We start from the raw sequence: 18,417 nt of genomic DNA, 5'->3' as shown, positions 1-18,417 counted from the left end.
GTAAATGGCAGAATCTAGAGCGGCAATACGTTATGCAAAAGCAGTTTTGAGTTTAGCTACAGATAATAAGGTAGCTGATGCTGTAAATGTAGATATGAAACAAATTGTATCTACTATAGCTGGGAATGCTGACTTAAATGCTATGATTCAAAATCCTGTTATACGTTCATCTGACAAAAAGAAAGTGTTATTTGACGTATTTTCAGATGCTAATAAGGCAACATACAATCTTATTGACACTCTTGTCGCTAACAAGAGAATTGTATTATTGCATGATGTTGCCAATAAGTATAATCAGTTATTTGATACGTTAAGGGATGCGCAAATTGCCAAGGTAACCACAGCTATACCTTTAACTAAAGACCTAGAGGAAAAGGTATTAGCTAAGGTTAAAGAACTAACGGGTAAGACCACAGAAATTAAAAATGTAGTAGATGAATCAATACTTGGTGGTTTTATATTAAGAGTTGGTGATGTACAGTACGATGCAAGTATTGCCAACAAACTAAACAAATTAAAGAGAGAATTTACATTAAATTAAGAGAGTTTAGACGTTAGGCATTCAAAAAAGTTAACGTCTAGAAGCTAAAGACTAAAATAAAATGGCAGAAGTAAAACCAGCTGAAATATCAGCAATCTTAAAGAAACAACTTTCAGGTTTTGAAGCGGGAGCTTCATTAAACGAAGTAGGAACTGTATTGACTATTGGAGACGGTATTGTACGTGCGTATGGATTGTCAAATGCAGAATATGGTGAGTTAGTAGAATTTGAAGGAGGCTTAGAAGGAATTGTACTTAACTTAGAAGAAGATAATGTTGGTATTGTACTTTTAGGACACTCGAAAGAAGTTAAAGAAGGCTCAACCGTTAAGCGTACCGGACGTATCGCATCTATTAAGGTAGGTGAAGGGATTGTTGGGCGTGTTGTAGATACACTAGGTAGTCCAATTGATGGTAAAGGACCTATTACTGGTGAAACTTTTGAAATGCCCCTAGAGCGTAAAGCTCCTGGTGTAATCTTTCGCGAGCCTGTAACAGAGCCATTACAAACTGGTATAAAAGCTATTGATGCCATGATTCCTGTGGGTCGCGGGCAACGTGAGCTCGTAATTGGAGATAGACAAACAGGTAAAACAACCGTTTGTATCGATACCATCTTAAATCAAAAAGAATTTTATGATGCAGGAAACCCCGTTTACTGTATTTATGTAGCTATAGGCCAAAAAGCATCTACAGTTGCAAATATTGCGAATGTATTAGAAGAAAGAGGAGCTCTTGCTTACACAACTATTGTAGCGGCAAATGCATCTGATCCTGCGGCTATGCAAGTATATGCACCTTTTGCCGGAGCTTCTATTGGGGAATATTTTAGAGATACAGGTAGACCAGCTCTGATTATTTATGATGATTTATCAAAACAGGCCGTTGCTTATCGTGAAATATCATTATTGTTAAGACGTCCACCGGGACGTGAAGCATACCCAGGAGACGTGTTCTACTTACATTCTAGATTATTGGAGCGTTCAGCAAAGATTATAAATGACGATGATATTGCTAAGAAAATGAATGATCTTCCAGACGCATTGAAACCAATGGTAAAAGGAGGTGGTTCATTAACAGCACTGCCTATAATCGAAACACAAGCAGGTGACGTTTCTGCATATATCCCAACAAACGTTATTTCTATTACAGATGGTCAGATATTCTTAGATGGGGATTTATTTAATTCTGGTGTTCGTCCGGCGATTAACGTGGGTATTTCGGTATCTCGTGTAGGTGGTAATGCACAGATTAAATCTATGAAGAAAGTAGCTGGTACCTTAAAATTAGATCAGGCGCAGTTCCGTGAATTGGAGGCCTTTGCAAAATTTGGTTCGGATTTAGATGCGTCTACCTTGAATGTAATTGAAAAAGGTAAACGCAATGTTGAGATTTTAAAGCAAGCGCAGAATGACCCATATACTGTAGAAGATCAGATTGCAATCATTTATGCAGGTTCTAAAAACCTATTGAGAGACGTACCGGTGGAGCAGGTTAAGGAATTTGAGCGTAATTATTTAGAGCTATTAAATGTAAAGTATAGAGATACACTAGATACCCTTAAGGCTGGTAAATTAACAGATGAGGTTATGGATACATTAACGAGTGTAGCTAAGGAACTCTCTGCAAAATATAGAGCATAATTAGAAATTAGTTTTGAGTAGGGCATATTATAATGCTCTACTGAATGCTCAATACTTAATTCTAAAAAAATGGCAAACTTAAAAGAAATACGTAACAGAATAGCATCAGTATCTTCTACTATGCAGATTACCAGTGCCATGAAAATGGTATCTGCTGCAAAATTGAAGAAGGCTCAGGATGCTATTACTGCTATGCGACCATATTCTAATAAATTAACTGAGCTATTGCAGAGCTTAAGTGCTACTATGGATGCTGATAGCGGAAGTAAATTTGCTGAACAACGAGATGTAAAAAATGTACTTGTTGTTGCAATTACGTCCAATAGAGGCCTATGTGGAGCGTTCAACTCAAATATCATTAAGCAGGTTAATACTATGATTGCCGAATCTTACGCAGACAAAAATGTTTCTGTTTTTGCAATCGGAAAAAAAGCTAATGATGCATTTTCAAAATCAGGTAGGGTCATTGCCAATAAAAGCGAAGTTTTTGACGACTTAACTTTTGATAATGTTACGGAAATTGCTGAAATGATCATGTATAAATTTGTCGGCGGTGAATATGATAAGGTAGAATTGGTTTACAATAGTTTTAAAAATGCAGCGACTCAAATTATTATGACCGAGCAGTATTTACCTATTGTTCCTGTGGAATCCGATACAAACGTCAACCTAGATTACATTTTTGAACCGTCAAAGGAAGAAATTGTCGAGACTTTGATTCCTAAGTCACTAAAAACACAATTATTTAAAGCTATTAGAGATTCTTTTGCTTCTGAACACGGTGCTCGTATGACTGCCATGCACAAAGCAACAGACAATGCTACAGAATTAAGAGATCAGCTGAAATTGACTTATAACAAGGCAAGACAAGCTGCAATTACTAACGAGATTTTAGAAATTGTAGGAGGTGCGGAAGCACTGAATAATTAGGCGCGAGCCAAATGATAAAAAGGTGCGGAAGCACTGAATAATTAGGCCTAAGTGAAACTATCGAAACGTTTCAGAAGTAATTAATTGTTGAAAATAAGATTTGCTGAATTTGTTTCAGTATCTCCAATAAAGTTAAACCTAACTCAAAAGAGTTAGGTTTTTTTGTTCAACACTCTGAAGACATCAAACATGCATTTCATCGATTATTTTATCTTTTTATCGATAAATTAAAAATATTTTATATATATTGCTCTCCCAAATTTTAACCTACTTAAACATGAAAGCAATTAAATCTGCCTATTATTCCATTTGTTGTGGAGTTCTTTTATTAACATCGTTTCAGGGTACAAGCCAAGAGTATATAGTTCCAGCCACTTCTACTACATTAGAACTAGAGCAAGAAACACCATTTATGGTCAAGCCAGTTTATTTTCAAGAATGGTATGCCGGTATTGATATTGGTGGAACGGGCTATAGAGTCTTTGTTCCCGTTGTGAATAAGAAAGAAGATATAAAATTAGAAAATCTCTATTTTAGAAATCTCGAAGCTAAACTCCTTAATGAAGATGGTAGGTACACGGCCACCTTAAAGAATCCGTCAACTACTTACACCTTTACTAAACCAGAGAAGCCATCAGATTACCCATTCGACTTAAAGGATAATGAATGTGTAATTAGTTATAATGAAAACGGTAAGACCAAATTTCATAAAATTAGAATTGTTGCCGAGTTAGCAGGTGCATATTATGAGAATGGTGTACCATCAATTTCTTCTCAGAGAAAATCAGCAACTTTAGCAACTCTTGATGAAGATAGTGGCAACTAATAATTGAAGATAATTACATTTAAAGCCGTTCTAGTAAGAACGGCTTTTTATTTACACGTATTTAAGACTAAATGGATTAAAGCCAGCATTAATTTAATATTTTTGGAAACCATAAGGATTAATCACTTTGAGCGCATTCAAAACTCTTTTTAAGCAAACGTTTATCTATGGTTTAGCTACCGTATTACCAAGAATGTTAAGTTTTTTATTGGTGCCCTTATATACTAGTGAACAGGTGCTACCTAATCCTGCAGAATATGGAAAAGTATCTGTCATATTTTCATATTTCGTCCTGTTTAATGTGCTTTTGGCATATGGTATGGAAACGGCATTTTTTCGTTTCTTTAATAAGCAGGATGATAAGGAAACTGTTGTTGGTACGGCATCGATATCATTAATACTATCATCCTTTGGCTTTTTTACGCTAGGGTTTCTCCTCCAAGACCAAATAGCCCACTTGATTGATATTGATGTAAGGTATATAAATCTAGTTGTTTGGATTTTACTTTTAGATGCTTTGGTCATCATTCCGTTTGCTTGGCTACGCGCCAATGAAAAACCATCACATTATGCTATTATCAAACTACTAAATGTTGCCATAAACATTGGGTTAAATTTATTCTTCTTATTGGCTTTAAAGCATTTGGCTCAAAATCAAGGCTTTTTCCAAAACCTATATAGACCCAATTTTGAAATAAGTTACATTTTCATTGCAAATCTTGTTGCAAGTGCAAGTACCGTACTATTTTTTATACCCTTCTATATAACACTTAAGTATAGATTCAGTATGCTTTTATGGAAGCAAATGATGGTATATGCCGTGCCTGTTTTAATCGCCGGAATAGCCTTTTCCATAAATGAAACCTTTGATAGAATTTTACTCAAAGAATTATTGCCAGACGATGTTGCTGAAAATGATATCGGAATGTATTCGGCCTGTTATAAACTAGCCCTATTCATGACCCTATTCGCAACAGCATATCGATTGGGAATTGAACCTTATTTTTTTAGTCATGCAAAGGCTAAAAACCCACAGAAAAACTATGCTAATATTCTTGAGTTTTTTGTGGCATTTGGTTCTATAATATTATTGGCCGTAGTAGTGTTTGCAGATTTTATTAAACCGCTAATCATTAGAAGTGAGGCCTATTGGGAAGCGATGTGGGTTGTTCCGATTATACTTATAGCCAACTTTTGCCTCGGTATATATCATAATCTTTCAGTTTGGTATAAAATCACAGACCGAACCAAGTTCGGCGCTTACATTTCTGTAATAGGTGCTATTATTACACTAGTGATTAACCTTGTCTTTATTAAATATTATAGTTATAAAGCATCTGCCGTGGCCACCTTGGTAGCATACGCAGTAATGATGGCGCTATCGTATTATTTCGGACGTCGATATTACCCAATTCCCTACAATCTCAAAAAAATTGGATTTTATATGTTGAGCTCAATTAGTTTTTCAGTAGTATCTTTTTATTATTATCGTGATAACTTTATTGTAGGTTTAGTGATGTTAATTGTATTTTTGGGACTAGTCATAATGCTGGAAAAGAACCAATTAAAACAAGTCTTAAAAGGCTGAGTTGAAATTAATAATTATGGTCTTTCATGAAATACGAAAACAATTGCTTAATCAAGACAAAATAGGACGCTATTTAAAATATGCTATTGCAGGGATTGTATCAGTGATGATTGATATTCTGTTAGCCTTACAAGTAAACAATTGGATTACTAATCGTGAGTTGACAAAAGAGAAAGTCAAAGTTTTGAAGGTTCGGTATCAAGAGTTTTCTGATAATCTATCTAGATTTGTTGCTTTTTATAGAATTCATTTAAAACGAAGAAAATACAATGAAATTTTAATGGCCACTTCGCTTGGTGAATTATCTTTGGATAGCATATCATACTTAAATCGAGTAGCTGGTGATAACCATACTTGTGATTCATTGCCATGCATTTATAATTCAATAATTAACTCTGGCAAAATAAAGCTAATATCTAATGACGCGTTAAAATTAACAATATGAAAATTAAAATTTTAAATAAATCCAGACACGATTTACCGCATTATGAAACCATCTCATCAGCTGGGATGGATTTACGGGCAAGTTTAACAGAGTCTAGAATATTAAAGCCACTTGAACGTACTGTTGTTGGTACGGGCTTGTTTATAGAAATACCAATTGGATATGAAGCCCAAGTAAGACCACGAAGCGGGTTAGCAGCAAAAAAGGGTATTACCGTACTCAATGCACCAGGGACCATTGATGCCGATTATAGAGGCGAGATAGGGGTTATTTTAGTTAACCTATCGAAAGAAGATTTTGAGATTCAAAACGGAGAGCGTATTGCGCAATTAGTAATTGCCAAGCACGAACGTGTTGAATGGGAAGAGACAAAAGAACTTTCTGAAACAGAAAGAGGTGAAGGTGGTTTTGGAAGTACAGGTGTAAAATAAACGAATAAATTAGTACAAATATCAACTCTTTTAAGAATGAAAATAATAGTACCCATGGCAGGTCGAGGATCTCGCCTAAGACCACATAGTTTAACAGTACCAAAACCTTTAATTCCGGTAGCTGGTCAACCCATAGTACATCGTTTAGTTAAAGACATAGCTAAAGTTTTAAAACAGCCTATTGAAGAAATAGCATTCGTTTTAGGTGATCCTGCTTTTTTTGGGGATGATGTTGTGGAGAGCTTAACGGCCTTAGCTGAAGATTTAGGTGCCAAGGCATCTATTTACAGACAAGATCAACCCTTAGGCACGGGCCACGCTATAATGAGCGCGGAACCTTCATTGTCTGGTCCTGCCGTAATTGCATATGCAGATACCTTAATTCGGGCAGAGTTTGATTTAGATTCTACAGCAGACAGCGTAATTTGGACCAAACATGTTGAAAATCCCGAAGCTTATGGCGTAGTTAAGCTAGATAAAAATGAAAATATCGTAGAATTAGTGGAAAAGCCAGATACTTTTGTTAGCGATCAAGCTGTAATAGGTATTTATTACTTCAAGGATGTAGCTGTTTTAAAGCAAAAGCTTCAGGAGGTTTTAGACGAGAATGTAATGAATGGTGGCGAATACCAGATTAATGATGGGATAAAACGCATGATGGCAGATGGACGAATTTTTAAAACCGGTACCGTTGATGAATGGATGGACTGCGGCAATAAGACCGTAACACTAGAAACTAACGCTAAAATGCTTGGTTTTTTAAATGCAGATGGAGAAGAGTTGGTTGACGGCTCTGTTATATTAGAAGATTCTAAAATTATAGAACCTTGTTTTGTGGGTAAAGGTACCGTATTGCGCAATACAACTATAGGTCCTTACGTTTCTGTCGGTAACCACTGTGTTTTAGAAAACACAACCGTTAAAAATAGTTTAATTCAAAATAGAACCACTGTTAAAAACGCTAATTTAGACGAAGCCATGATTGGCAATCATGTATCCTATGATGGTAATTTTACTAAAATTAGTATAGGTGATTATTCCGTTTTGGAATAGATTTTGAACATTACCCTTATATCCTTATTGGCTTCGATATAGTATAACATGAGAAAACAGCTTTTCATACTACTTCTAATGACAGGAATCTTTTGTATTCCTCAGCTTTCCTTTGGGCAAGTTGACTTTAATAAACCCCCAAATGATGATTTGGGAAATGTTGAAGATGAGTTCCAGGAATATTTTTTCGAGGCCTTAAAGCAAAAGGGAATTGAAAATTATGACCGAGCGGTTGATGCTCTACAGAAATGCCTTAATTTAAACAGTAAACTTCCTATTATCTATTTTGAACTCGGGAAGAACTACAATAAGCTCAAAAACTTTGGCGCAGCTGAAGATGCGTTAAAAAAGGCGATAAACATGCAACCTGATAACGAATGGTTTTTAGACGAACTTTATGATGTCTATTATCAACAAGATGACATAAAAAATGCCATTAAAACCATTAAGCAATTGGTAGAGTATCATCCAGATTATAAGCAAGATTTAGCAGCTTTGTATATTAGAGAGGAAAAGTATAGACAGGCACTAGAACTTTTAGACGAGCTAGATGCTCAGCTCGGTATTAGCGATTCAAGAGATGCTATGCGTAACGACATATATGCTATTACAGGCAATGCCGATGATCGTATTGAAAATCTTGAACAACGAATCGCCAATAACCCAAATAATGAGGATAACCATTTAAAACTCATATACAGATATAGCCAAATTGGCGATAAAAAAAACGCCTATAAGGCAGCAAAAAACCTTCTTAATATAAAGCCAGAGTCCAAATTTGTGCATTTGGCATTATATAAGTTCTATTTGCAAGACAATAGGGTGGATGACGCCATAAATTCAGTTAAAGTCGTGCTGACTAGCCCAGAGATAAATGCTGATGCCAAATCAAAAGTCCTGAAGGATTTCGTGGCTTTTGTAGCTAAAAACCCGGAATATGAATCTGATTTAGTCGATATTACTACTTTGGTAGATGAGAATAAGGACGCTCAGACGCATAGTGATTTAGGACAATATTATCTAAAGGCTGGGGATAAAGTTAAGGCCTTGTCTAATTTTAAGGAAGCACTGAAGCAAGACCCAAATAATTTTAAACTTATTAAAGACGTGCTCTTACTTCAACTAGATATAGAAGACTATCAGGCCGTTTTAACCGACAGTAAGCGCGCTTTAGAACTTTATCCTGCCCAACCCTTTTTATATCTAGTTCATGGCGTAGCTAATAATAAGTTGGGGGATTATAACACGGCAATCGATAATTTGGAGATGGGGTTAGACTTTTTAATTGACAGCCCAAAAATGGAATCTGATTTTTATTCGGAATTAAGTCTGGCGTATAAAGGCTTAAATAATATTAGTAAATCGGAAACGTTTGCTAAAAAGGCAAAAGCCATAAAAGCACAACAATAAATGAGAATATCAAAACTATCTCTGCATTTAGGCCTTGCTATAGTAATGCTTTTGTTTTGCTTTAATTGCAAGTCTACTAAAAACGTTATAGCTTCCGGAGAAGCTAGTAGCAAACTTTCAGCAAAGCAAGTTATAAAGGAACATCAAAAAAATGCTGCGGATTTCAAAACTCTGCAAGCCAAGGTTAGAATTGATATTATTGAAGGCAATAAAGCCCAAGGATTGACATTTAATTTTAGGATGGAAAAAGACAAAACCATTTGGTTAAGTGCACCTTTGGGACTGGCTCGAATAATCGTTACTCCTGAAAAAGTAAGGTTTTACAATAAACAAGATAATGAATATTTTGATGGAGATTATAGGCTACTGAGTGACTTCGTTGGCGTAGATTTAGATTTTAACAAAGTACAGAATATTTTATTGGGTCAGGCCATTTTTGATTTAGATGACCAACCGCACAAAGTAGAGGTTAATGAAAACTCATATGCCCTATGGCCAAAAAACCAAAGTGTACTTCTGGAGTTGTTCTATCTTATCAACCCATCTCACTTTAAGATGGATAGTCTCCAACTATTCCAGCAGTTGCAAAAGCGCATACTACAAGTTGACTACACATCCTATCAAGAAGTAGAGAAGACTGTATTGCCCCAAAATATTAATATTATTGCCGTGGAAGATGCTGATGAAGTTAAGATTGCCTTAGAATTTAAATCTGTATCCTTAAACCAAGAGCTGCGGTTCCCGTTTAGGATTCCTCAAGGGTTTAAAGAAATTGTTTTACGCTAATGCAAGCACATCGTTTTTATCTCACAGTTTTTATTGGATGTTTTTGTTCATCGCTGTTGCTTTTTGGACAAAGTGAAAAGCAAAAGAAATTGGAGGCCCAGCGCCAACAGGTTTTGAGGGAAATGAAGCAAATAAATGCATTGCTGTTTTCAAAAAAGAAGGAAGAAAAATCTGAAATCACCTTAATTGAGGATTTAAACTATAAGGTTAGTGTTAGAAGAAACCTTATTAGAATCACCAATGAACAGGCCAATCTTTTAACTCGCGAAATCAATGCCAATCAAAAAGAGATATCAAGCCTTAGGGAGCAATTAGAAGAATTAAAAGAGGATTATGCGGCTATGATTGTTAAGTCCTATAAAAGCAAATCAGAACAGAGCAAAATCATGTTTCTTTTATCATCTAACGATTTTAAGCAAGCTTATAAGCGACTTCAGTATATAAAACAATATACCAATTATCAAAAAGAACAGGGAGAGGCTATAAAGACAAAAACCAAAGAGTTACAAGACCTAAATATCGAATTATCAAAACGAAAAGAGGACAAACAAAAACTCATAGAAGAAAATAGGTTAGCTAAGCGAGAGCTTGAACAGGAATTAAAGGAGCGCGAAACCTTGATGGCATCCATTAAATCTGACATGAGTAAGTTCAATGCCCAGATAAAAAAGAAAAAGCAAGAGGCAGAGCGATTGAACAGAGAGATTGACAGATTAATTAAGGAAGCCATTGCAGCCTCAAATGAAAAGGCAGGGAATACAACATCTACTGGAAAATTTGTCCTTACCCCTGAAGCCAGAAGAGTCGCAACAAATTTTGAATCCAATAAAGGAAATTTGAGCTGGCCAGTAGAGCGCGGAGTCATAAAGGGAAAATTCGGGAAGACACGCTCTTTAACAGACCGTTCAGTTGAAGTGAATAACTCTGGGGTAAAAATCGCAACCGAAAGAGATGCCAAAGTAAAAGCAGTGTTCAACGGTGAGGTGTCTAAAATCGTTATTGTAAAAAATGCCAATCCAGCAATTATAATAAGGCACGGTGATTATTTGAGTATTTATAATAACTTATCACAGATTTACGTAAAGTCAGGTGATAAGATAAAAACGGGACAAGTTATCGGTCAGGTATTTACAAACCGCTCTTCTGGAGAATCCTTATTGGATTTTAGGATTTACAAAAACGATAAAAAGCTTAATCCGCAATATTGGCTGGCAAAGTATTAGTTAAGCCCTTACAGCGATATATCCTCGTTTAGTTTTTTTGTAATGTCTTCCGTTAAAGTAGTAATAACGGTAGCCATTAACTCTTACTACTTTATAATTTCTCGGGAGTTTTGTGACTACAGTAACTGAATTTTGTGGCTGTACAACAACACGACTTGCACAGGAATTAAGGGTTAGACCACTAACTAAAATCAAGGTGTATATTACATATTTCATCATAAATACATTTGGTTCTATGATAAGACCAATTAATTATGCTATGGTTTAATCTATTCGAAAATAGCTTTTAGTTCCGTAGCATCTGCAGGTTTCATTTTTCCAGCTAAAACCAGGCTTAATTGTTTTCTACGTAAAGCACCTTCAAAACGCTCCTTTTCTAATTCGGTTTCGGGAATTAACTCAGGAACTTTAACTGGCCCTCCTGTGGCATCAACCGCCACAAAAGTATAAATGGCCTCATTGGCCTTGATGCATTCACCAGATTCACGGTCTTCAATCCAAACATCTAAGTAGACTTCCATTGATGATGAAAAAGCTCTAGATACTTTAGCCTCAACAGTAACCACACTTCCCAATGGAATTGCACGATTAAAAGCCACATGGTTAACGGAGGCGGTTACAACGATACGTCTAGAATGTCGTCTTGCAGCAATGCTGGCTGCTCGGTCCATTCGCGCAAGTAACTCACCACCAAAAAGATTATTAATGGGGTTGGTTTCACTAGGTAAAACTAAGTCAGTGACTACAGTTTTAGACTGAAATGCCGTTTTAGGTTGCATAAATTTTAAAATTTACGCAAAGATACATTGCTTAAAATTAATTGTGAATTGAAAAAAGACTAATCTAATTTCTTAATAAGTAACCATGCATCACGATTGCTTTCGCGACGGATTTTATAAAGAGCTTTAGTGGCTTCAGCTCTTGTTTCATAACTGGAATAAACAACTTCATGCAAACCATAACGGTTTTTACCAATATTTCGAGCTTTATAACCCTTGTCTCGCAGTTGCTTAACTTTTTTAACTGAATTAGATTCAATTCTAAAGGCACCTGCAACGACATGATAATTTCCAGTTTGCTTTTCTATGTTTAAGGTGATTGCAGGAAGTGGATTGGTAATAACAAAAGTAGCTTCCTGAACTTTGGCATCTAACTGAGCGTTTGCCTCTTCTTGTGCTAATTGATTATGGGTTTCGATAGAATTACCATAATATCTAACTGCCCCAAAACCAGCTAACCCCAAAACAACAACTGCAGCTGCAGCGTACTTTAACCAATTACTTGAACGTTTTTCTGGTGTTAATGCAACAGGAGCTTTGGATTCTATGGTTTTAGCCTCTTCTTTATAGGCCTCACGAGTGATTTGTTTAGAGGAGAAGTGGGCTAAGCCAAAAGCGTCTGTTAAATAATTAATATGGTCAGAGGGGCTAAAAACAATTTTACCATCCGAATTCAAAATTAACTCTCCAATATTTTCAAATTGAATGGTTTCTCCTTCAATAAGGTAAGACTTTATAGACTTTACATGTTTGGATATTTTATTTAAAGCAGTACCGTAAGGTATCTTTTCAATCTCCGATATGTAATTTGCTAATAAGCCGTCGTTATTTTGAAGTTGTTCATTAAAAGACAAGACTTTTTTAGGCGGATAAAACGTATGCGTTGTTCCGTGAATTTTTGCTGACACCCTATTAGTTATAAATGCACCAAAATCAGGTACTGTTACGCAATCGTAACGGTATAAAAGGTCGCTGATGTATGTCTCTAATTGCATTGTGGAACAAAGTTAAAAATTTTTAATTCGGATGAAACTTTGCTTGTATTTAGTTATTAACATCAAATTTTTTTAGTTAATTGTTGTATAGAATATATCCAAGTTATGACCGAAGAAGAATTAATTTATGCTCTTGCCTTACAGCACGTTCCTAAAATTGGATCTACAATTGCAAAAAAACTCATTAATCATTGTGGGTCTCCTAAAGCGGTACTAAACGAAAGAAAATCTAAGCTTTTAAAAATTGATGGTATTGGGTCTATAACCTTGGAAGGTCTTTTTGACACTATTCATCTTGAAGAGGCGGAAAATGAACTTAAATTTATAAAAGGCAACAATATCAAGGTTCATTACTTTACAAGTGACACCTACCCTGAAAAATTGAAACATTGCTTAGATGGTCCTATTGTCCTTTTTGAATCTGGAAACATCAATTTAAAACGGCAGCCTATAATTAGTGTTGTCGGTACCCGTAAGATCACTACAAATGGTATTGTGTTTTGTGAAAAACTTATCGAGACCTTATCACCGTATAACCCAATAATTGTATCAGGTTTTGCCTATGGTACAGATATCACAGCACATAACGCTGCGGTAAAAAATAATCTACAGACTATTGGTTGTTTGGCTCACGGTCTTAATCAAATATATCCTAAAGTGCATAAAAAGTATGTTGCTGATATTGAAAAGCATGGCGGGTTTTACAGTGATTTTTGGAGTACCGATGATTTTGACCGAAATAACTTTCTTAAGCGCAACAGAATAATTGCCGGTTTGAGTGAGGCCACTATAGTCATTGAATCTGCAGAGAAAGGTGGAAGCTTAGTCACAGCAGATATTGCCAATTCCTATGATAGAGAAGTTTTTGCAGTGCCGGGAAGACCGACAGATTCTCAAAGTGTAGGGTGCAATAATTTGATAAAGTTTCAAAAAGCCCACTTATTATCTAACCCCTTAGATGTGCCCTATTTATTAAATTGGCAATTAGAAAATGACAAAAAGCCAGTTGTACAAAAGCAACTTTTTGTGGAGTTAGAACCTGACGAAAAACGTATTTACAACTACCTCAAAGAAAATGAGAAGGAACTATTAGACGTTATATCCATTCAATGCCAAATCCCAACATACAAATTAGCAGGTATTTTGTTGAATATGGAACTTAAGGGCGTAGTAAGACCTTTGCCAGGTAAGTTGTTTGAACTTGCTTAGTTAATATCCCACTTTTCTTCTAACACGCTTCAAAACCTCATCAGCTACAATTTTTGCTTTTGCCGCACCTTTTGCTAGGGCTGCATCAATTTCACTGAGGTTTTCCATATAATAATTGTAGCGCTTTCGCGGTTCAGCAAATCGATCTAGCATCAATTCATATAAGGCTTGCTTGGCATGTCCGTAACCATAACCGCCTTTTTCATAATTGGTTTTCATTAGAGACACTTGTTCTTCTGAAGCCAATAAATTATATAAAGCAAAACAGTTGCAAGTAGACCAGTCCTTGGGGTCTTCTAAAGGAGTGCTATCGGTTTTTATGGACATGATTTGCTTGCGCAACTTTTTTTCAGGCAGGAAAATGTTGATTATATTACCTTTACTTTTACTCATCTTTGCACCATCCGTTCCTGGAATGAGCATAGTATCTTTTTGAATGTCTGCTTCTGGTAACACAAAGGTGTCTCCCATTTTTGCGTGAAACCTTGAGGCCACATCTCGCGTCATTTCAATATGTTGCTCTTGGTCTTTTCCGACAGGGATAATTTCAGAATCATACAACAAGATATCAGCGGCCATTAGCATAGGGTAAGTGAACAATCCGCCATTGATATCCTCCAAACGGTCCGCCTTATCTTTAAAGCTATGGGCTAATTCCAACCGTTTAAAAGGAAAAAAACAGTTTAAATACCATGCCAATTCAGTGACTTGTGGCACATCACTTTGTCTATAGAAAACACTTTTGTCTGTGTCTAAGCCAAAAGCAAGCCAGGCAGCGGCGGTAGAATAGGTATTATGTCTTAAGGTTTGTGCTTCCTTGATTTGGGTTAAAGAGTGCAAATCCGCTATAAATAAATACGAATCATTAGCTTCATCCCGTGCCTTTTCAATTGCAGGTAAAATAGCCCCTAAAATATTTCCCAGATGCGGTGTTCCCGTACTTTGTATGCCTGTTAAAATTCTTGCCATGCTAACTTCCCACGAAAGAGGGAATTTTATTAAAATTAAACTTCCTAAATAATAGTTCACAAAGATAATTTTTTTAGTAGAACTATTTATTTAGTTTTGATGCCATGGTAGTGCTTAAGTATCCATTTTGGTTTTTATATCGTATTTGGTTCTACATACTAGTAGCACTTCCAATTATTGTTTTAATGCCTTTGCTAGTAATATCTATCTCTAAAGAGAAATGGTACCCTTATTTTTTTAAACTAGCTGTTTTTTGGGCCAAATTTATCCTCATAGGAATGGGTTTTGCCTATAAAGTTATTAAAGAGGAGCAACCAGAACCCAAGAAGAGCTATATGTTTATTGCCAATCATACCTCAATGGCAGATATCATGTTGATGTTGGTCACTGTTAAGAATCCGTTTGTTTTCGTTGGTAAGAAAGAGTTAGCAAATATCCCTTTGTTTGGTTTCTTTTATAAACGTACCTGTATTCTTGTGGACAGAAGTAGCGCCAAAAGCAGACAGGCTGTATTTCTTAGGGCACAGCGTAGACTAAAACAAGGATTGAGCATATGCATTTTTCCAGAAGGAGGCGTACCAGATGAGGACATCGTTTTAGACAGTTTTAAAGATGGAGCCTTTAGGCTAGCCATTAACCATCAAATTCCTGTAGTACCAATTACCTTTTATGATAATAAAAAGCGTTTTTCTTACACGTTTTTCAGTGGAGGCCCAGGTCCAATGAGAGCTAAAATCCATAAGTTTATAAAGACGGAGGACCTTAAAATTGAAGACACAAAAACTCTAAATACAGAAGCGAGAAATGTAATTCTAAACGAACTCAATACCGCCCATAAAAAAAAGCTGCCCTAACCACGAGCAGCTTTGTCATCATTGCATTTCATCATTGCTTTGATCTGTTGCAATAACCTAACTAACCTAAAACTTAAAACTTAGTCCTGTATATACACCAATAAAGAATGGTCTAAAGTCACCCGAGGTATTATTGAATGTATTTAGTTGATACTTGAACATGGGTTCAAGATTTATATTCCATTGTTGTGTTAAGTTGTAATCCACTCCTAAACCTAAATTGGCACTAAAACTTGTTGAATTTATATTGTTAGCTTCACCAATCAAGGTAGACGAACCATTAACGTCAGCATATATTTCATTTTCATTCAAGAAAAATGTACTGAACCCTCCTACTAAATTGACACCAAATTTTTTATCTAAAAGACGATATTCCAATTCTAACGGCACCTCTAGAAAGCCAAAACGTTGTTCCAAATTACCAGCAATCTTTGTATTAAATAACTCGGGTGATGAGTTTCTGTTCATCATTTCAGAACTCATAAGGGCTATAGAAGCAACATTGCTTTTGTAATCTACGTTTGGCATTCTAGCCATTACACCATTTGCCGAAGACTGGGCGCCAACAAACGCAAAAACATCTGCCGTAGTTTGGTTTAAATTAACACGGTTAATACCGGCTCTTATCTTTAAACGATTTGAGATTGCATAACTACCTGCTATTCCGTAGCTCATATTGACATCACCACCTTTAGCATTGTTGTTAAACTGTTCGTTGATTGGAGATCCTTGTCCTAACGAGCTAAAATAAACAGGCGCAACATTTGGAGAAATGCTCCACCTGTCTCTTTCATTTACTTTTTCTTTTTCATTTGTAGTGTTTGTTTGCTCTGCAATCGCTTCTTCAATGGTCAACGTATTAAATTCTTCAGGCATTGTCTCATTGGTTTGGGCCGACTCTATTGAATTAAGATCAGTATTGGTGTTGTTCTTATTTTTCGTATCATTTACTTTTTCGCTATGCGTTTCAGTAACGGCAGTTGAGTTATCTTTAACAGATGTAGCTATCACGGATTTTAGTTCACCATTGGTTTTTAAGCCATCTTTAGATGTTGGTATACTGACATTGTCAGTGGAATTAGCAACTGTCCTATTTGCCTTATTCTCTGAAGTGATTTTAATTAAGTCATTAGTCTTGTTATTGGACAATGGCTTTTGCTTGTTAGTACTTTGATTTGCAATCACCGTGGATTGGGACGATTTGCTTTTCCGATTTGCTTTCGGAAATTGAGTTATTATTGAATTTCCAACTTCATTAGATTTTATTTTCAAATCATCAATAGAATCTGTTTCGACTACCACATTATTTGAGGAATTATTATTCTTTAAGTATTCTGCGGCCTGATTTTCGTTAGCGTTGTCATAATCAGAAGACTTATTTTTATACTTAACTTCAGAATTGACGACAGGTAATTGCTCATCACTACCATCTTCTGAATTAAATATTGTAATACCAACTGTGAATAGCAAAACAATGGCTGCCGCCACACCTGCGATCTGCCACCAAAGCGGCAATACTTTTCGCTTTTTCTTTTTCTTGGGAAGGCTTTCACTTATGCGATTCCAAACCTGGTCGTCCGGATGAACTTCAAAGTCCTTAAACTTTTCCTGAAAAAGCCTATCAATTTGTTTTTTATCGCTCATTATTAAATTGACTGCGAATTTAAATTCGCTTTGTAATCTTCTATTTTACTTTTTAAAATTGCTCTTGCCCTAGAGAGGTTTGATTTTGACGTCCCTACAGAGATATTGATGAGCTCACTGATTTCAACATGCGAATAACCATCTAATACATACAAGTTAAAAATCAACCTGTAACGATCTGGCAATTCTTGGATGATTTTCAGCAAAAAATCTAAACTTACATCATCATCTTCTATATCTACTGCAGCATCTTGAATTTGTCCTTCATTAACAATATCAAAAACACCTACATTTTCTCTGTAGCGTTGCAGTGCCGTATTAATTGCAATACGTTTTAACCAACCTTCAAAAGAACCTCTATTTTTAAACTGATTTATTTTTTTAAATACAGTTATAAATGTATCGTGCAGATTATCTTCTGCCTCAGCATAATTCTTTGAGTACTTAAGACAAAGCGAAAATAATTTACTCGCGTAGAGCTTGTATAGTTGGCTTTGTGCATGAGCATTTTGTTTTATGCATTGTTCTATGAGCTTCTCTAAACTCACATTTTTACTTATATTAATTAGTATTGGCTGATTTAGTCACTAGTTCTCAATCTCCCATTTCAACAGGAATTTCCACGAGGTGATATTCATCTGCCCCCTCTTCATTCTCGCCCTTATAAAACCTAAATAAATAGGTTTCAGTTGAAGTCACTGTAAAATTAAAGCTTACTGTTATACTCTCTTCAGCTGTTGTACAATTGGAATAATCGTAAACTGTATTAACAACAGCAATAGTTCTTTCATTGCCATTTATATCGTAAATAAAGTCATTAAATTCGTAACAACCGTTTGGAGCGATATAGGTGACACTTATTTCATAAGTTTCAGCAAAAATGAAGAGTTCTGGTGTTTCAACACTGTCTATTCCCACTATTTCAAATGAAAAGTTCGGACTATCGCTTTCAATATCACACGAGAAAATGAGAGACGAGAGGATGAATAAAAAAATAAATTTTTTCATAATAATTTCAAATCAATCTATTTATAGATGCATAAAACTTAAAAGGGTTGCGTGTTAAAATAAAAAAACCTGAATTTTCAGGTT

At 35.7% G+C, this 18,417-nt stretch carries 20 protein-coding genes; 13 read left to right on the top strand and 7 right to left on the bottom strand.

Annotation, left to right across the window (positions count from 1 at the left end; translation table 11 throughout):
• Positions 1 to 4 precede the first annotated feature (4 nt).
• From atpH to CA834_RS01310, 11 genes are all read left to right on the top strand, one after another.
• The gene (atpH, locus tag CA834_RS01360; protein WP_094966864.1) at positions 5 to 541 is read left to right on the top strand and encodes an ATP synthase F1 subunit delta; all 537 of its coding nucleotides are present in this window, start codon (positions 5 to 7) and stop codon (positions 539 to 541) included.
• Positions 542 to 602: 61 nt separating this feature from the next.
• Positions 603 to 2,183, top strand: a complete 1,581-nt coding sequence (gene atpA, locus CA834_RS01355) for a F0F1 ATP synthase subunit alpha (protein ID WP_094966863.1) — start codon at positions 603 to 605, stop codon at positions 2,181 to 2,183.
• A 69-nt stretch (positions 2,184 to 2,252) separates the two neighbouring features.
• The gene (gene atpG, locus CA834_RS01350; RefSeq protein ID WP_094966862.1) at positions 2,253 to 3,113 is read left to right on the top strand and encodes an ATP synthase F1 subunit gamma; all 861 of its coding nucleotides are present in this window, start codon (positions 2,253 to 2,255) and stop codon (positions 3,111 to 3,113) included.
• Between the two features lie 277 nt (positions 3,114 to 3,390).
• Entirely contained in the window at positions 3,391 to 3,939 is a 549-nt protein-coding gene (locus tag CA834_RS01345) for a hypothetical protein (RefSeq protein WP_094966861.1), read from the top strand.
• Positions 3,940 to 4,066: 127 nt separating this feature from the next.
• On the top strand, positions 4,067 to 5,527 hold the full coding sequence (locus CA834_RS01340) for an oligosaccharide flippase family protein (RefSeq protein WP_094966860.1): 1,461 nt from the start codon (positions 4,067 to 4,069) through the stop codon (positions 5,525 to 5,527).
• 1 nt (position 5,528) lies between these two features.
• Positions 5,529 to 5,972, top strand: coding sequence for a hypothetical protein (locus tag CA834_RS01335; RefSeq protein WP_133085442.1), 444 nt, complete (start codon positions 5,529 to 5,531; stop codon positions 5,970 to 5,972).
• Positions 5,969 to 6,403, top strand: a complete 435-nt coding sequence (dut, locus tag CA834_RS01330) for a dUTP diphosphatase (RefSeq protein WP_094966858.1) — start codon at positions 5,969 to 5,971, stop codon at positions 6,401 to 6,403. Before CA834_RS01335 ends, dut begins: the two co-directional genes overlap by 4 nt.
• Before the next feature lie 36 nt (positions 6,404 to 6,439).
• Positions 6,440 to 7,456: a sugar phosphate nucleotidyltransferase gene (locus CA834_RS01325; RefSeq protein ID WP_094966857.1), complete on the top strand. Its 1,017-nt coding sequence runs from the start codon at positions 6,440 to 6,442 to the stop codon at positions 7,454 to 7,456.
• A 78-nt stretch (positions 7,457 to 7,534) separates the two neighbouring features.
• A complete protein-coding gene (locus tag CA834_RS01320; protein ID WP_240507396.1) occupies positions 7,535 to 8,866 on the top strand; it encodes a tetratricopeptide repeat protein in 1,332 nt (443 codons plus the stop codon).
• Entirely contained in the window at positions 8,867 to 9,652 is a 786-nt protein-coding gene (locus CA834_RS01315) for a DUF4292 domain-containing protein (protein ID WP_094966855.1), read from the top strand.
• The gene (locus tag CA834_RS01310; protein WP_094966854.1) at positions 9,652 to 10,875 is read left to right on the top strand and encodes a murein hydrolase activator EnvC family protein; all 1,224 of its coding nucleotides are present in this window, start codon (positions 9,652 to 9,654) and stop codon (positions 10,873 to 10,875) included. The genes CA834_RS01315 and CA834_RS01310 overlap by 1 nt, the downstream gene beginning before the upstream one ends.
• Here the strand turns inward: CA834_RS01310 and CA834_RS01305 are convergent, their stop codons facing one another.
• From CA834_RS01305 to CA834_RS01295, 3 genes are read right to left on the bottom strand one after another with little or no spacing between them, the layout of a single operon-like run.
• Positions 10,876 to 11,094, bottom strand: coding sequence for a DUF6515 family protein (locus CA834_RS01305; protein WP_094966853.1), 219 nt, complete (start codon positions 11,092 to 11,094; stop codon positions 10,876 to 10,878). It lies immediately after the preceding gene.
• 50 nt (positions 11,095 to 11,144) lie between these two features.
• Positions 11,145 to 11,654 (bottom strand): acyl-CoA thioesterase, encoded by a 510-nt coding sequence (locus CA834_RS01300; RefSeq protein ID WP_094966852.1) that lies wholly within the window; start codon positions 11,652 to 11,654, stop codon positions 11,145 to 11,147.
• A gap of 59 nt (positions 11,655 to 11,713) precedes the next feature.
• Positions 11,714 to 12,649, bottom strand: coding sequence for an HU domain-containing protein (locus tag CA834_RS01295; RefSeq protein ID WP_094966851.1), 936 nt, complete (start codon positions 12,647 to 12,649; stop codon positions 11,714 to 11,716).
• A 105-nt stretch (positions 12,650 to 12,754) separates the two neighbouring features.
• On the opposite strand from CA834_RS01295, the gene dprA reads away from it, so the two are divergent.
• Positions 12,755 to 13,858, top strand: coding sequence for a DNA-processing protein DprA (gene dprA, locus CA834_RS01290; protein WP_094966850.1), 1,104 nt, complete (start codon positions 12,755 to 12,757; stop codon positions 13,856 to 13,858).
• On the opposite strand, the gene trpS is transcribed toward dprA, so the two are convergent.
• Positions 13,859 to 14,827, bottom strand: a complete 969-nt coding sequence (gene trpS, locus CA834_RS01285) for a tryptophan--tRNA ligase (protein ID WP_094966849.1) — start codon at positions 14,825 to 14,827, stop codon at positions 13,859 to 13,861.
• Positions 14,828 to 14,931: 104 nt separating this feature from the next.
• On the opposite strand from trpS, the gene CA834_RS01280 reads away from it, so the two are divergent.
• Positions 14,932 to 15,681, top strand: a complete 750-nt coding sequence (locus CA834_RS01280; protein WP_094966848.1) for a lysophospholipid acyltransferase family protein — start codon at positions 14,932 to 14,934, stop codon at positions 15,679 to 15,681.
• 66 nt (positions 15,682 to 15,747) lie between these two features.
• Here CA834_RS01280 and CA834_RS01275 read toward each other — a convergent pair whose 3' ends face one another.
• From CA834_RS01275 to CA834_RS01265, 3 genes are read right to left on the bottom strand one after another with little or no spacing between them, the layout of a single operon-like run.
• Positions 15,748 to 17,325 (bottom strand): outer membrane protein, encoded by a 1,578-nt coding sequence (locus tag CA834_RS01275; protein WP_094966847.1) that lies wholly within the window; start codon positions 17,323 to 17,325, stop codon positions 15,748 to 15,750.
• 2 nt (positions 17,326 to 17,327) lie between these two features.
• Positions 17,328 to 17,873 (bottom strand): RNA polymerase sigma factor, encoded by a 546-nt coding sequence (locus tag CA834_RS01270; RefSeq protein ID WP_094966846.1) that lies wholly within the window; start codon positions 17,871 to 17,873, stop codon positions 17,328 to 17,330.
• A gap of 46 nt (positions 17,874 to 17,919) precedes the next feature.
• Positions 17,920 to 18,333, bottom strand: coding sequence for a hypothetical protein (locus tag CA834_RS01265; protein WP_094966845.1), 414 nt, complete (start codon positions 18,331 to 18,333; stop codon positions 17,920 to 17,922).
• Positions 18,334 to 18,417 lie beyond the last annotated feature (84 nt).

The sequence above is a fragment of the Winogradskyella aurantia genome (assembly GCF_002266855.1).
GTDB classification, from domain to species: Bacteria; Bacteroidota; Bacteroidia; order Flavobacteriales; family Flavobacteriaceae; genus Winogradskyella; species Winogradskyella aurantia.
This window is presented reverse-complemented; position numbering and strand designations above follow the sequence as displayed.